This window comes from Paenibacillus sp. UMB4589-SE434 (genome assembly GCF_030226685.1).
Taxonomy (GTDB): domain Bacteria; phylum Bacillota; class Bacilli; order Paenibacillales; family Paenibacillaceae; genus Paenibacillus_B.
In genome coordinates, this window is record NZ_JASOYK010000001.1 from 1229805 (window position 1) to 1245156 (window position 15352).

The 15352-nt window shown below is 42.6% G+C and carries 12 protein-coding genes and 1 pseudogene; 2 read left to right on the forward strand and 11 right to left on the reverse strand.

Features of this window, described 5'->3' with window-relative positions:
* The first annotated feature begins 351 nt into the window (after positions 1–351).
* Both QP775_RS05270 and QP775_RS05275 read left to right on the forward strand, forming a co-directional pair.
* Positions 352–813, forward strand: a complete 462-nt coding sequence (locus QP775_RS05270; protein ID WP_285104217.1) for a hypothetical protein — start codon at positions 352–354, stop codon at positions 811–813.
* A 140-nt stretch (positions 814–953) separates the two neighbouring features.
* Positions 954–2339 (forward strand): SMI1/KNR4 family protein, encoded by a 1386-nt coding sequence (locus QP775_RS05275; RefSeq protein WP_285104219.1) that lies wholly within the window; start codon positions 954–956, stop codon positions 2337–2339.
* Positions 2340–2714: 375 nt separating this feature from the next.
* Here the strand turns inward: QP775_RS05275 and QP775_RS05280 are convergent.
* The 11 genes and pseudogenes from QP775_RS05280 to QP775_RS05330 all read right to left on the reverse strand — a co-directional run.
* Positions 2715–2876: pseudogene (locus QP775_RS05280) on the reverse strand (TCP-1/cpn60 chaperonin family protein); the annotation flags it as partial.
* 96 nt (positions 2877–2972) lie between these two features.
* On the reverse strand, positions 2973–3554 hold the full coding sequence (locus QP775_RS05285) for a CatB-related O-acetyltransferase (protein ID WP_285105715.1): 582 nt from the start codon (positions 3552–3554) through the stop codon (positions 2973–2975).
* An 816-nt stretch (positions 3555–4370) separates the two neighbouring features.
* Complete coding sequence (locus tag QP775_RS05290) at positions 4371–5432, reverse strand: suppressor of fused domain protein (RefSeq protein ID WP_285104221.1); 1062 nt, start codon at positions 5430–5432, stop codon at positions 4371–4373.
* Between the two features lie 478 nt (positions 5433–5910).
* Positions 5911–6087, reverse strand: a complete 177-nt coding sequence (locus tag QP775_RS05295; RefSeq protein ID WP_483311989.1) for a YfzA family protein — start codon at positions 6085–6087, stop codon at positions 5911–5913.
* An 18-nt stretch (positions 6088–6105) separates the two neighbouring features.
* Positions 6106–6942: a CPBP family intramembrane glutamic endopeptidase gene (locus tag QP775_RS05300; protein ID WP_285104223.1), complete on the reverse strand. Its 837-nt coding sequence runs from the start codon at positions 6940–6942 to the stop codon at positions 6106–6108.
* Positions 6943–7049: 107 nt separating this feature from the next.
* Positions 7050–7676: an ABC-2 transporter permease gene (locus QP775_RS05305; RefSeq protein ID WP_285104225.1), complete on the reverse strand. Its 627-nt coding sequence runs from the start codon at positions 7674–7676 to the stop codon at positions 7050–7052.
* Complete coding sequence (locus QP775_RS05310) at positions 7669–8535, reverse strand: ABC transporter ATP-binding protein (protein ID WP_285104227.1); 867 nt, start codon at positions 8533–8535, stop codon at positions 7669–7671. The genes QP775_RS05305 and QP775_RS05310 overlap by 8 nt, the downstream gene beginning before the upstream one ends.
* The gene (locus tag QP775_RS05315) at positions 8532–8912 is read right to left on the reverse strand and encodes a GntR family transcriptional regulator (protein WP_285104230.1); all 381 of its coding nucleotides are present in this window, start codon (positions 8910–8912) and stop codon (positions 8532–8534) included. Before QP775_RS05315 ends, QP775_RS05310 begins: the two co-directional genes overlap by 4 nt.
* Positions 8913–9289: 377 nt before the next feature.
* On the reverse strand, positions 9290–10684 hold the full coding sequence (locus QP775_RS05320; RefSeq protein ID WP_285104232.1) for a TolC family protein: 1395 nt from the start codon (positions 10682–10684) through the stop codon (positions 9290–9292).
* Positions 10685–10780: 96 nt separating this feature from the next.
* Entirely contained in the window at positions 10781–13906 is a 3126-nt protein-coding gene (locus QP775_RS05325) for an efflux RND transporter permease subunit (RefSeq protein ID WP_285104234.1), read from the reverse strand.
* Positions 13903–15273, reverse strand: a complete 1371-nt coding sequence (locus tag QP775_RS05330) for an efflux RND transporter periplasmic adaptor subunit (protein ID WP_285104236.1) — start codon at positions 15271–15273, stop codon at positions 13903–13905. Before QP775_RS05330 ends, QP775_RS05325 begins: the two co-directional genes overlap by 4 nt.
* Between the last annotated feature and the right edge of the window lie 79 nt (positions 15274–15352).

A 15352-nucleotide genomic window follows, 5' to 3' on the forward strand; every position in this document is an offset into this window, starting at 1 on the left:
ATGTCCTTCGTGTGCTCACAATTATCGTTTATTACACACTTTCACTAGCTTTTTAACGTAACAGTCATTCATATGAACGAATATTCAACATCTATTCATATATAAATCGGATTGTAACATATTCCAATTGCAACATACTAGCTATGAATCACGGTTCTCTTATTCATGTACACAGCCAAATATTGATGTTACTATTTATAAAGGGAGAAGATACCAAGCCGTATTTTGACTCGCTTACAGCACCTCTGCAAATGATTGTCAATCCAGACATGCCATTACCCATAGTAACCTGTAATCATTAGATCGTTAGATAGAATGAGTTTTATTCATCCTATCTAGCAGGAGGAAATCATGACATTTATGCTTCTAATGGCGAGCGCCGCTATAAATACGATCCAATTTGTATTTGTGGGTGGCGCCGTTTTTGTGGGATTTGTCTTTTTTCTGATTGGCTGGCCGCAATCCAAGTCCATAAAAAAATGGTTTACGCTCGACATGATCAAATTTGCGCTTACCGTCTTTTTTACATTACTTACATTGATCGTGTATATGGCCGTTACATATTGGAACGTACGAACTAGCAGCACATTGGCCTTCACTCCTCCATATTCCATTGATGTCTACCTGATACAAGCCAAAAGTTTGGTGCTTTGGGGATTTGTGCGGGGGGCCTTCGCACTGCTTACATTTAAATGGATGCTGCCACTGTTGCTTGGGGAGCTGAAACTAGATAAAAAGCACATTTGGATAGTTGCGGGTGGCGCCATATTAACAATTGCTGGTGGCAGTGTTGCATGGATGTCATCGATCTAAAGCAAAGTTGCCTGTATCCAGCAGTTAGCGATACCCATGAACTCACCTATCCTTCTTACTGGATCAAGGTATCGTAATGAATTTGCAGTGAGTTCTGATCTTATATTCTCATTTCTAAAAAATTGATAGCGGAGGCTGCCATGAATCCCGTACACATTGAACAATTAAACCAATGGCATGAAGAAGACAAACATCAACAAATCGTTGATGCACTCATAACTATTCCTGAAAAAGACCGGGACTATGAGACGAATAATCGCCTGGGCAGAGCCTATAACAACTTGGGGCTATATGAAGAAGCACTTCATCACTTTGAACTAATAGCGGAAACGGGCCAGCCTGATCCGTTGTGGCACTATCGGGTAGGCTTTGCTTTATACCATTTGAAACGATATGAGGATGCGGTTAAGGCCTTACGCAACGCAGACCAACTCAATGCTGGTGATCAGCACACCGAATCGTTGTTAAAATGGAGTTTGCAAAAAGCCGAGAAGCAGAAAAGGGAACAGAGTCGAATTGAGGCCAAAAGGAAAGCGGCGTTGGAATCGCATGGAACAGCAGCGAATCAAGTTCCGTTAGCGAATATGTCGCTGACCGATTTTTGGGAAGAAAGTGAGTATGCAAGGAATTCCTATCAATCCGAACCGCCAATGGATGACCTTGTTATCTCGATCGAGGAAGAGCTTGGTTACAAGCTCCCTGCCTCTTATATCACACTGATGAAGCAGCAAAATGGTGGGATTCCGAAAAATGCCTGCTTTCCAACGGAGGAGGCAACTTCTTGGGCTGAGGACCATATTGCGATAAGCGGCATTATGGGTATTGGACGTGAAAAAAGCTACTCGCTCTGCGGAGATTTAGGCAGCACATTTATGATTGAGGAATGGGGATATCCAGACATTGGCGTCGTAATCTGTGATTGTCCTTCAGCAGGTCATGACGTTGTGATGCTGGACTACCGCGCATGCGGAAGAGATGGTGAACCCGAAGTTATTCATGTGGATCAGGAAGATGATTATGAAATCACTTTTCTGGCCGACAATTTTGAAGCGTTTATTAGCGGCCTAGTGAATGAAGAGGAGTATGATACCTCTGAAGAGGACAAACAAGCCGCTCTTGATAAAGTGGCCCACGGCAAATTTTCACCGTTGCTTGAAGAACTTTGCGCCACAATCACAGAGGTGGAGCAGCTTGAACAGAAAATCCGTCGAATTTGTACACAGATCGTTGAAGAAAAAGGTCATTTTTCTTTCCATGCGGATGAATTATCCTATGTGATGTATGATGTGCAGTTTTGGTTATATACAAAGTCATACCCAGATACTAGCCGGGAACAATACTTGACTATTTATGAGAAAATGATTACTTTCGGTGGAGAATTCAGTCTTGGCGGCTACGCTCCATCCTTTATTACAGATTGGCTGGACCGTCGCTTGCAGGAAGGACGGATTGTACAGGATAATGGATGCCTTCATGCTACAAATTCGTTTGTCGAAGAAGTGGTCCAGCAGCTGCAATCAGCCTGAGAGAGCTGATTCCCAATCATGCCGCACAGCGAGAAGAGTTTGCTTACAATGCAGCCTCTTCTATTTTATCAAGATCTCAACCTAAATCCGATGAGGCTGCTTTATTGCGTTCAGCTTGCCAAGTCGCTTATCCTATTCAAGATTTGAAGAATTACTCCCTTTTCTATGCCTAAAAAACCTTGTTCCTACAAGGGTTTAAATGGATGGAATTGATTCATTGAAGTATTTTTTAAAATAAAAAGAGGCTTCTCAAAAGTTCAGTGAACTAATGAGATGCCTCTTCCCTTTTAGGGATCACATTATACCCAAATGCTATCCCGTGGTGTGCTTTTTAGAAAAACCATGTGGCAGCAAGGCTAGTGGGGCCTCATTACATCATTTCGCCATCCCACCCATGCCGCCCATATCAGGTATAGCTGGTGCATTCTTTTCAGATTTATCAGCGATAACCGCTTCTATTGTCATGAACTTCGCTGCAATGGAAGCTTCGTTTTATAATGCGGAACGCATTACTTTTGCTAGGTAAACGATACCTGTCAAAGCCTTTAGCGCAAATATATCAGTGTTACTCTGCAATGGTCTCCGGTTTAGTGGAACCAAGTATGGGTCGGAAAAAGGTACTTCAGTAAAAATTCACATAGTGCCATCCAATTTTGCTTGTTGAATAAATTCATCAATTCGATTGGATAGTAACAACGGCAGCGTAGAAAAAATGTGATGGATCGGCCATTTCCACCAAGCGATATCTTCAAGCTCCGCTATTTGTTCATCGGAAAAGCGATAACGTATAATCCGGGCTGGATTACCTCCAACAATAGCATATGGGGGCACATCTTTAGTAACGAGGCTCCGGGCAGATACAACAGCACCGTTGCCAATGGTTACACCAGACAAGATATAGCTGTCAATGCCGATCCAGACATCATTACCGATTATCACGTTACCTTTGGTTTTGGGGTGTCCTAAAAAGGCCTGCGCTTGCGAAAATATTGGATTAAAGGGATAAGTAGTCACCCAATCCACATTGTGTTCTCCACCAAGCATAATAGTCACACGTGGTGCGATAGAGCAATATTTGCCTATGGTAAGACTTGCTCCTTCTCCCCAAGAGAGCACATCTGGCTGTCCATAAGTAAAGTCACCGATTGAATACGCTGCATAACGTACGTTTTGATTCATAAATATGCCTAACCTTTTAAATTCATCCTCATTCATCTCCGACACTCTCTTCAACTTTCACCTTCTCCTCTCTTTGCGTATCTTATGGTCGTACGTTATTCTTCATACCTTTTGACGACTTTCTATTTTGCTCTAACGTTTCTCCGGTTACCTTCTACCCTAAATGTACAATCTAAGTCAAACTCAAATGGCTGTCATCGCTATCGTTAAGATTGTTGTCAACTACATTTTTAGTAAATCCGTCAATTAGAAGTGTTTAAACCCAATCATTACCGCATTCTTCTGGTGGAAAAGTCAATATGAATAGCCCAACAAAAACTTGTGGCTAAAAATGTGAATAGACTGTTCTTTTCGCAATTGCAAAAATGATTTACAGTCAACTATCTTCATAATATTTAGACTTCTCCCTACAATAGAACTCACATTTTTCATCGTTAATCTTATTTACATGGACTGTCTACACAATATCAGACATAATCTTGAACGTTGCCTCAGCACAGCGTATCGGAGGGGAAACCTTTCATACTTAAAGAGCGATCAATGTTGAACCCTGTTACTTCTCATCTATTCATTTGTTTTAAACTCACGACCTCGATCGATGTGAAATAGCTCATTATTTGTGCAATAGTTAACAAATTCACCTAGCAATGTTAGATTTTCCGATGTTCTTCTGTGCATATTCTAAACAAAAACCACTCCCTAATAGAATTATTAAGAAGTGGTCATTGCTTGATTTATTATTTACGGTTTAGAGCAGAAGGGCAGGGAAGCCTAATTTACGTAAAATATATATCTAAATGATAATTGAAGTGCATCGTCAGCTCTTTGAGGAGAGTCCAAAATAAGTCATTCTCATCCTATAGTGGATACGACTTGCCCATCCTGATCTCGGATATACGTTTTTACGACTTGAATGGTCAACCCTTTGTAAGTGGAAAGCTTGAGTACGCTCTCCTGCGGTTGCATGATTTGTGAAAGCTCGGCGGCTGCCGCAGTATCCAATGTCAACCGTACTTCTTTTTCTCCGCTCTCACAACGTGTTTCCTCCCCTGGCGCCAGTATGACCCGCAAGTCTTGGCTGGAAAGTGTTAGTTCCTTCCCTTTCAGCAGGCGGCCACGGATCAGCTTGGCAACGGTACCGGCCTGTTTCGCTCCTAAAGTGAGTACTGCTGGCGTCTTGGTAAGCAGACGATTTTTCCCAGGCTCCCATGATAATTGATCCACAAATAAAAATCCGGTATTGGAACCGTCACGTTCTATACCACACTGCACAGCCTCAGCAATAACGGGAACTTGCAGCATGGAGTCCCTTGATAAATTGGTGATATAACCCGGCATCATCTCTTGACAAGCTTCTAGCATTTTTATTGTATTCCATGTTTTAGTCGCTTCCAGCTCTTCCTCAGTCATACCTATCATTTGTACAAACTCGACTCGTCCGTTTGGTGTATGTATGGCAGGAAGCTCAGTATCTTCGATAAAGACAAGTGCGGTTAATTTCGTATCAGATTCCAAACAGATGGGGCCGTTGGCATCCAAATAATCACCAGCAGCAAGCACATTGCCGCTGCTAAATACATATCTCCCCATATTTTGAAGCAAGTTCAGCGCCCAAGCGGGCGGCTCCTCTTCATGTTCCTCGCGTGTGAGCCGAAACGTAAGTTCGAATCCGAAACCGCTGTAATCGGTATCTTCGGATTCTTTTTCATACAGCTCCGAAAATCCAAAGGTGACGAAGTGCCAGTGCGGAAACGGCTGCTCTGCCTTATAGACACTAATGCCATCCAGTGGATCATGTCCCCCCAGCGCATACGAAGTCACCGTACCGTAATGCTTCGGCTCCTGTGCTCCATAAATGTTGACCATTTGCTCTTCGATGGCATCCCATCCAGTTGTAACAACATCCTCGCTCATTTGTTTTCCCTCCAATGATGATTTGGTTCAACGTTAGCTGCTTGTCAGGGGAAGCTTTGAATGGGTTGCTCCTAAAATTTGTTTAAACTGATCTATGAACGTGCGTTTCATTTCAGTCCACTTCGTGATCAACTAGGTCATACTGTTGGAAGTGAAAAATTAGGGATTCGTAGTCCCCATTTCCATAATAGATCTGGAGGAAAATGGGGAGTCCACAGCCTGATTAAGATTAGTATATGGGCTCAGGAAGCAAGCAATCAACCTATCCCATCACTGTTGGACAATAATACATACCTATGTCCTATAGATTTAAGTCTTTTTCCTTATGTAATTTGGTTCATAACTTAGCTCAAATGCTGTGCATTCATGAACGCTTATAACAAAAGTGCCTGCATGAGATTGCAGGCACTTTTTGTACTGTAAGGATATTTACTTATTCCTCGAACTTATCCAAGTTTCAACTAATATCCGGATAAGTTTAATACCTAGAAAAGAGATGTTTGATGGCACCTAGAAGTGCAGTCGACAGCAAGGTGATCATAAAAAATGCAGTAAATAAGTCGAATTTTTGGGTCGTATAAGGTGCAAACCATTCTGAAAAAACTCGAACCAACGACATGATCAAATAAGCGACCTTTTGCTGTACAGGTGTCATTTTTTCAAATTCGCCATTTTAACTAATATGCTTTTTCCGGATTATACGCTGCGCACTTAGTATAACAAGTGACACAATTATGCCCCCGATCTGCATCATAGCGATAGCGAATAGCATGCCGATTCCAGCTTCTGATTCGTGGTAGGTTATGATTGGCGGTACACCATATGCATGCGGGAGAATGACAAACCTCATAATTTCTAAGTATGTAAGGTGAAAACCAATCGATGCCCAGAGACTACCTGTCCATAAACGGAGTAACTGCAAGCCTACTCCAAAACATAGAATTATTACGATGTAAGAGATGTCAATCGATACTCCAGGTGCAAGTCCAACGAATGCTTGAATTAGGGCAACCGCTGTCGTGACGCATACAAATAGTAAAGTTTGAAATAATACAGACAGCCAGGCGGGGAATCGATGGCGTAACACATCATACAGCAAACCTCGCAACCCTAGCTCCTCTGGCAAAGCTTCATAAAAAACTGCAAACAATATATTAATGAGCAGTGCAGTGAACCACTGATCGGGAGGGTACCATTTTTCAATGACAATCCACCCTTGCGAACTAGCTACAATGAAACTCAATGCAGCTAATGCAATTGCCAAGAGAACCCCGGTAATAAAGTGATATCCCCTTTTCCAAGAATAGATCGGAGTTTGGGGTTTTACACCAGTCATCCGATAGAGATGCTGATACAAATACAAAATAATAGGAACTACCAGCCCGCTCATCACAATACTCTTAACCAAATATTGAGTATGCTTTGATGAGCCGAACAACTGTACAGTAACATCACCAGAAGATGAAGCTAGAAACAGGGCAGTAACTAATGTTGCCCATCCAGCAAGCAATAAACATATCCACTTCCTGTTTTGATTTTCTGTCAATAGCATTACACCGCAGTCCTTTCATTCAAAGCATGAGTCGTTTTATTTTCTACAAAGAGATGGAGCGCTTTCTAAAGATCCTTCCTCGTAAACAGCTTTGCAGTTATGTAATAGGATGCCATAAACAACAGCGAAAGACCCGCTAGCACCAAATAAAAAATTTGACTACTGCTAGAACCTTCCTCCCTAATCAAATTCATAAAAATTGCCGTAGGCTGTGCCAGTGCAATGAGCAGTATCAGAAATATACCATTAATAATAGCAGCTCCCTTTTTGCTAAACGCATAAAAAAGCGGTAGGTATATGGAAGTTAGAACGAGAGTTATGCCTACCGGACCGAGTATGTCTTTGATCGAATAATCAGGCTTGTTGAGCTCCGGGAAATATAGATTAACGAGCAAATGAATCCCGTAAGAAGCAAGGACGCCCACTACCGTATAAATAATGGCTGATACGTATTTGGCTAGGACAATTTGCTTGCGTTTAATCGGAAGTGTAACTAGAAAATTGTGATTATGGTGTTTAATATCAATCATTGTGCCGAGCATAATTGTTGCAAAAGCGGTATAGATTCCAACAAGGTGAATAGACGATGACATCTTTGGAATAAATGCGACACTAAATACAACTAGATACATAAGACTCATCCAAAATGAGCTTTTTAAAGCGATAAAGTCTTTTCGGACTAGGTTAAGCATGAACATGGCCCCCTTTAGCGGTGAAATACATGATGTCTTCTAACGATGGTTTGTCCAAAACAGCATAACTGCCAAATAAACGTTCAGCATCCTGCCGATTATCTACTAAGCCTTCAAAACCAACGGTTGTCTCACGGATTCCGACAAATTTTGTTCGTACATCTGCATCTAGCAGTTGTGAATCGCCCTTTACAATTACGTATCTATCGAGTACATCATCTTTCGTATCATTAAATACGAGCTTTCCACGATTGATGAAAGCAATGTAGTCGGCAATGCGATCCAAGTCTGTCGTGATATGAGTCGAGAAAATAATCGAATTTCTCTCATCCTGCATCATGTCCGCCAGCAGATCAAGCATTTCCCTACGGAACACAGGATCTAGACCAGAGGTTGGCTCGTCCATAATGAGGAGTTCTGCCTCATGCGATAATGCCACAGCTAGAGCAAACTTCACTTTCATCCCCTTGGATAATTGTTCAATCTTTTTCTTGTGTGACAATTCGAACTGTTCAAGATACCGATTAAACTTCTGTTCGTTCCACTTCTTATAGAAAGGCGCGATCAGCTTCTTCATGTCATGAATCGTAAGATGCTCATAATAGAAGCAATCATCCGACACGATGCCTATGCGCTGCTTAATGTCCATTTCTTGTGCAGGCATATCACAGCCTAGAATCTTTACACTCCCGGAGTCTGGACGGATTATACCGAGCATCATCTTGATCAAGGTGCTCTTACCAACACCATTTGGGCCAATAAGCCCGGTAATGTATCCTTGTTTTACATCGAGAGATACGTTGTCCACTGTAAATTGAGCATATTTTTTGGTAAGGCTACGTAATTCTATTACATTCATATCTGTTCCTCCTCGAACAATAAAATCAGATAATTCATGACATCTTGTTGGCTCATACTTAATTCCTTGCTTTCTTGTATGATTTCAATCATTTTCTCTTCTAAACGTTTCATTCGCTGCTCCCGAATAAAATCTGTGTTTGCCCCTGACACAAAGGACCCTTTCCCTACAACAGAGTCGATCAGTTTCTCTTTCTCCAACTCCTCGTAGGCACGCTTCGTTGTAATGACGCTAACTTGCAAATCCTTGGCCAACTGTCTAATAGAAGGGAGGCTATCACCAGCGCACAATTCCCCACTCAGGATATTCTGTCTGATCTGATTCATAATTTGCATATAAATGGGATCGCTTGAAGCGTTAGATATGATAATGTTCATTTTTCACCTCACCATCGCTTATACAGTAATTAATGTGTATATATAATATATACACTATTTACTTTTTCGTCAACACATTCATGTTTTGTATGGTTGCAGTCAACCTATGCGGTATTGTGAAGGGCAGGTGTTGACTACTTTTATGTCAGTCTAGAAATAACAAAAAAATCGCAGTTTATGCGATTTCAATCCTATCAAATCTAGTTTTTCCCCATTTCCCTCTCACTTACCTACAGTTAATTGAATAATGCAAAGAGCATTGAAATGGCAATATGACTAGAACTATATATACACTGCGGATCATAGCATTTGGTGCAGCAATTAACAGAGCCGTTCGTAATGAACGGCTCCACTTTCATTGATATCAAGCTCTACTCTTACTCCGTAATCGCCGGTTCAGTATTACTTGCGAAAATAAACCCCTTCTCCATTGCCTCCACCTTACTCCTCATCACGACATATTGCAGCTGCAGCAGCTTGACTTTCATGTCTGCCTGCTGTCGTTGAAAGCTAGCTTGATTCAGCTCATGGGATGGCACACTCCCCAATTGAAAACGGCGCTGTACTATGGCATAATCGATAGCTGCCTCGTTTGCCTCTGCTTGTGCTGTTTTGTACAGCTGATAAGTATGATCTGTCTCGCTATAAGTAGCATCAATGTGTTTGATTAACTGCACATTAGCCTGTTTTGTCTGCGCGACAGTAAGTGCCATAGTTGCCCCCAAATAACTTTTTCCGTATGCATTAAATGTCTTTGTGTTGGCCTGTTCCCACCAAGCCTGTTTTAGCTCATTCCACTTTCGCTTCATTTCGTAAGATCGTGCTAATATTTCCTCCGTATTTTTACGGTTGGACAGTACAACTTCACCCGCTTCGACATCTTCCAACTCGATAGCTGGATCGTAACGCAAGCCTAGATCGAAGCAGAGCTGCAGCAAAGCGAGACAATAATTGATGCGCTGAACCTCTACTTCAGTCGTCTGCTGGGATATTTTTAACTGTAGTCCTCTCATATTATCTGCCGCTGCCATTCCTTGACCTTGGAGCGTCAATAGACGTTTGCGCTCTCTGTTCAACAGCTGCAAGGCTTCTTCATGTAGCTTCTTCTGCTCTTGCAAGGATAGTAATTGTACATATTGACTCGTTATTTTTAACTTGATTCCTTCCTTGGCCTCATCCAGATCAAGCTCTGTATTCCACTTGTCGCGCTCTAGCTGTTTGATGGTAAGCTCCAGCTCGTTCCGCTGCGCTTGCAGCATATCGTTCATTCCATATACAATTTCTCTGACACTGCTCGTTAAACCATTCACAACAGTATTTGTCTCTACTGTTGGACCGAGCCACAGCAGCTGCTCAGGAGTGGCATCCGGTGGAATTTGATAAGCAGAATTACTCAATATTTTCTCAGGAGTGTCTGGCAAGCTATAAGTATCCATGGGCCAACTCATGGTCATATGATCAGCCTGCGTTTTAAGATCAGACCTTTTGGACTCGAGCGCATAGAACTTGAGATGCAGCAATGTTAAATTAAAAGAATCTGATATAACTCGCGACTGCACATCAGCCAAAGTTAAGCGTGAAATCTCAACTAACGGTCGTGAAGCCACAAACGAGGCCGGTAATTTTTTGTCCTTAGTTGCCTGATCCCCAGACGACTTTACGGGTTGATCAAGGACGTTATTTGTTATCGTACTGCTGCCAGCCCATGCTGTTGCAGCTGAGTTCGCAAACAATGCAAGCACTATTAACGCCATAACTGTTTTTTTGTTCATGCAGCTTTCCTCCCTTATCGGAACTAAAATGACATTTTAAAAATAAGGTAAGAACAGGTGGATTGCTTTGCTCTATCTACAAGTTCATTTGACTAACTAAACGGATAAATGCGTACTGTCTTCTCGTTTCATTTTTTTGTTAAATTGCTGTTCGTGCCGACGTTGCTGCCGCTTCAATTTGTAACGTGCGACAAGCAGATACAAGGATGGAACTACAAACAAGGTCAATATAGTCGAGAAAATAAGACCAAAAATGATTGTGTTTGCCATCGGACGAAACAAAATATCCCCAATTAGCGCAATCGGAATCATACCGACAATTGCCGTCAACGAAGTGAGCAGAATAGGCCGGAAACGAGCTGCCGTTGCCTGAATGATCGCTTCCTCCAGCTCAGCCCCCGCATGTCTAGCATCTTCTATGAACTCGATCAATACGATGCCATTTCGCACGACAATACCTGCCAAAGAAATAATCCCCATCATACTCATAAACCCAATTGGCATGCCTGTAATAAATATACCGATGATTCCCCCTGCTGCAGCCAAATAAACAGTAGTCATAATAATTAGTGGAATCGATACGGAGTAAAATTGAATCGTAATTAACATCAGAATAAGAAAAAATACGAAAACAGATAATGCTCCTAATTCGGAAAAGATTTTATCCTGCTCGGATGTTTCTCCACCAATCGCCCAGCTAAAGCCTTCCGGGAACGAGATTCCATTCAATTTCCCCGTAATTTCAGTCATAATATCAGTAGCCGTCCGACCTTTCACATCGGCGTCTATTGTAATCGTTCGCGCTAAGTTGTAGTGTTTAATTTGCTGAACCGAGAAGGCCGGCTTAAGCACCGCCACTTGGGATAACGGAATTTGTTTTCCCGCTGCATTGGTCACATTCAAATGATGGAAGAGCTCGTTCGGATCGGAGACTCCTTTTTCGATAAACAAGCGAATACTGATCAGATTTTTCCCTGTGTTGTATTGACTTGTCGTGATCCCGTCGCTTGCAAGCAGAAGTGTACGTGTCAGATTCGTATAGGAGACCATGTATTGATCCATAGCCTGTTTGTTAATATCCAGTTCTAAACCATACTGCTCAATGCCCATATCATCTTTGACATTATAAGTTCCGTTGGTGTTCACAATCATCGCTTTTACCTGCTGTGACAGTGCTTGCAATTGCTCCACATCCTCTCCTGCTATACGAATAGAAACAGGTTTGCCTACAGCAATACCTAGCGAAGGCGCCTTAACCATTATGGATGCGCCAGGATAATCTTGTCTGAATTTAGTATCCCATGCTTGAATGGTTGCAGAAAGATTTGCTGTTTCTTTTTTTAATCTCACCATTACATTTCCGCTTGTCGACGAAAACTGTCCAGTAGGATCAGCATCCAAATCATAAAATAATAGGGGAGCACTACCACCTGCACTGAATGAAAATACATCCACCTCCTGCTGTTTTCCTATCCAATTCGCCACATGGCTAACAACACGATCCGTTTCCTGCAGTGAAGTTCCTGCCGGCATCTCGACATTAATGGTAAGCTCTGGACGTTCTGATTTCGGAAACAGTTCGACTGGAACAAACACCACCAAGAAATAAGCTGCAGTTCCGATTAGCAAACCTGAGAAGCCTACGATGAATGGACGTTTAATGACTCTCTTCATTAAATTTCCAGAATAAAAACGCCCCATTTCCTCAATTTGCTTACTTAATATACCTGGTTTGGAACGGATCGAAGTCGTCTTCCTTCGTTTCTCATACCATTCGCGAAAAATCGGAATTATTGTTAAAGACATCACCATCGATGCCAGCATCGTTAAGGAGATCACGATCGGAATGGGTTTAATAAATGCACCGATGTCTCCTTTCAAAAAAATCAACGGCGCAAATGCGGAAATCGTTGCCAGCGTAGCCGTTAGTATGGATATCGCTACCTCTTTCGTTCCTTTTACCGCAGCAACATGGGGTTCTTCCCCCAAATCTTTCAACCTTCGCTCAATATTGTCATTAACGACGACAGCATCATCCACCAGTATGCCAAGCACGATAATAAGTCCAATCACAGACATTTCATTAAGCGTTACATGGAGTGACGGCAGCAAGATTAAACCGATCGCAATGGAAACCGGAATAGCCAATGCCACCAAGGAAGCCGTAAGCAAACTCATGCCAAGCATACATATGACAAGTACCGCAGCGATGGCGATAACAGTTTCCTTCGTCAGACTGGTGAAAATTTCATCAACACGATCCTTTTGGGCAAACAAAGTTATTAGCTGAGCTTGTGATGGAAGGCTTTTCTTTAGCTGTTCAAGCTTTTCCTGGACAAGCTTGTTCATCGATGGAACATCGCTTCCTGTTTCAGCACCGACCCCAATAGTCACAACAGGCTTGCCATTATAGTAGGCAAAGTACTCCGATTTGGCATGAGTAAACTCCACCGTAGCAATGTCCTTTAAATAGACAGGCGCTTCGGAATCAGATCTAGTCACAAGAAGATTGTTTAAAATATCAACATGTTCAACATCCTTGACAATCAGCTGATAGCTCCTGTTTTGGAAAGTAATGCCACCTGTAGGAACACGCTGCTTCTCTCCTTCCACAGCCATCAATACTTGCTCCCAGTTGATTTGATACTGCTGCAGTTTATTGCTGTCGACACTAATATGAACCTCTTGCTTAGGAATTCCATTCAGATCTACTTTGGCAACACCCGGAATTGACCGCAGTTGGTCTCGCCAGCTTATCATCAGATCATTAAGCTTATACAGATCTTTTTTGCTCTCTGTAGTGATCGCATAAGAACCGATGAATGAGCTTGCCAAGTCATCATTTACAACCGGGAGCTTCACTCCTTCAGGTAATTCTTCTCGCACATCCTGCACGTTTTTTCGCAATTTGTCCCATACTTCTTTTGTATCTGCCTCATCTTTTGCTTTAATAGTAATAGAAGAATAACCTTCGGATGATACAGATATGATTTCCTTAATCCCTTGAATTTCCTTTACTTTCTGCTCCACAACTTTTGTGACCGTCTGTTCTATTTTCTGCGCAGAAGCTCCAGGGTAGATCGTAGTAATTGTCGCATACTTGATAACAATATCCGGTATTTCTTGCTGAGGGAGTCCGACAAAGCTAAATGCCCCCACGATCATGGCCATTATAAAAAATAGCAGCGTTATTTTTCGTTTTTTAACTAAATATTCGATCATTGGGCAGCTCCTTTAGCAGCATGAACATGATCTCCATCAAATAACAGTTCGGCGCCCTTTGTTACAATTTGATCGCCTACTTGTAGACCGCCGCTTATTTCAAACCGATTATTCACCGTGTGTTCTCCTAATTGCACAATCGTTTTAGCAGCTACCCCATTTTTTACTTTGTACACAAAAGGTTTCTCCCCATCACGGATGACCGCCTCAACCGGAACAAGAATGACATCCCGTCCCGCTCGATGCAGCCCCACCTTAACGACTTGTCCGGGAGACCAGCCGAGCTGTTCATTGTTAATGACAACTTCCCCATTAATCGTACCCGTTGCTGCATTTGTAATTGGATAAATTTTATTGACCGTTCCCTTTATAGTCTGACCATACAAGCTGACATCAACTGCAGTACCGGGCTTCCACAGCTTGACTTCACGATCCGGCAAAGGCAGGAGCACTTTTAATTCGTCCACGTTACCTAATGTGTACACGGACTGGCCTTCTGCAGCCAGTTCTCCATTGTGAAATGACTTTGTTAATACAACGCCATCAAAGCGAGAATGGAGTGCCGTTTTAGATAAGGCCAATTCAGCTTGTCGTTTCACAGCCAGTGCGGCATTATACGCAGCCACCGCTTGTTTTTTGGCGGCAATGCTCGCCATTTTTCCTGAGTTTGCTTCATCCAGCATCCCGGATGCTGCACGTATCTGCTCTTTTGTTGCGCCTGCTTGCATTTCAGATAGAGCAGACTCTGTATCTTTGACTACATTTTGAGCATTTGTCAGTGCTAACTGAGCGCTCTCATTGTCACTTTGGGACACCAATCCTTGCTCATATAAACGTTGTGAACGTTCCGCATCCAGTTGAGCTTTCTCGCAGGCGGCCTGTGCTAATGTCACGGCGTTCTTTAATCTCTCTCGCTGTTGTGTTCGTGCGCCTTTCTTTACTTCCTGCAAATTCGCTTCAGTGCGCTTGACTTGCGCAGTGGATACATGTATTGCAGCTTCGGCGCTATCCAGCGCGGCCTTTGCCTGCGCAGCACCTTGGATCGCTTGATCGAGCTGAAGGCGATATTGATACGTGTCCAGCTTTGCAAGGATGTTTCCCTTTTTTACGGCGTCTCCGATCTGAACATTTGTCTCCACGATTCGTCCGGGAACCTCAAAGGCTGCTGACATTTGACTTTCTGCCTCCAATGTACCTGATAGCGTATAATTTGTCGTTAGCGGCTGTTTGCTTATTGTGCTAATACCTACCACCCGTCCTTGCGGGACTTGTGTTTGGACGCTGTCTTGTGTGTCCGCATTAGAGCAGGCGACTACTGCCACACTACACAACATGCACAGCATTACTGCTATTTTCTGTCCACGCACGATTCCATCTCTCCTCTATTACGTTCTATGTACGTAACATCCAACTCCACTTTCATGTACCTGAATAACCAGTAAAACT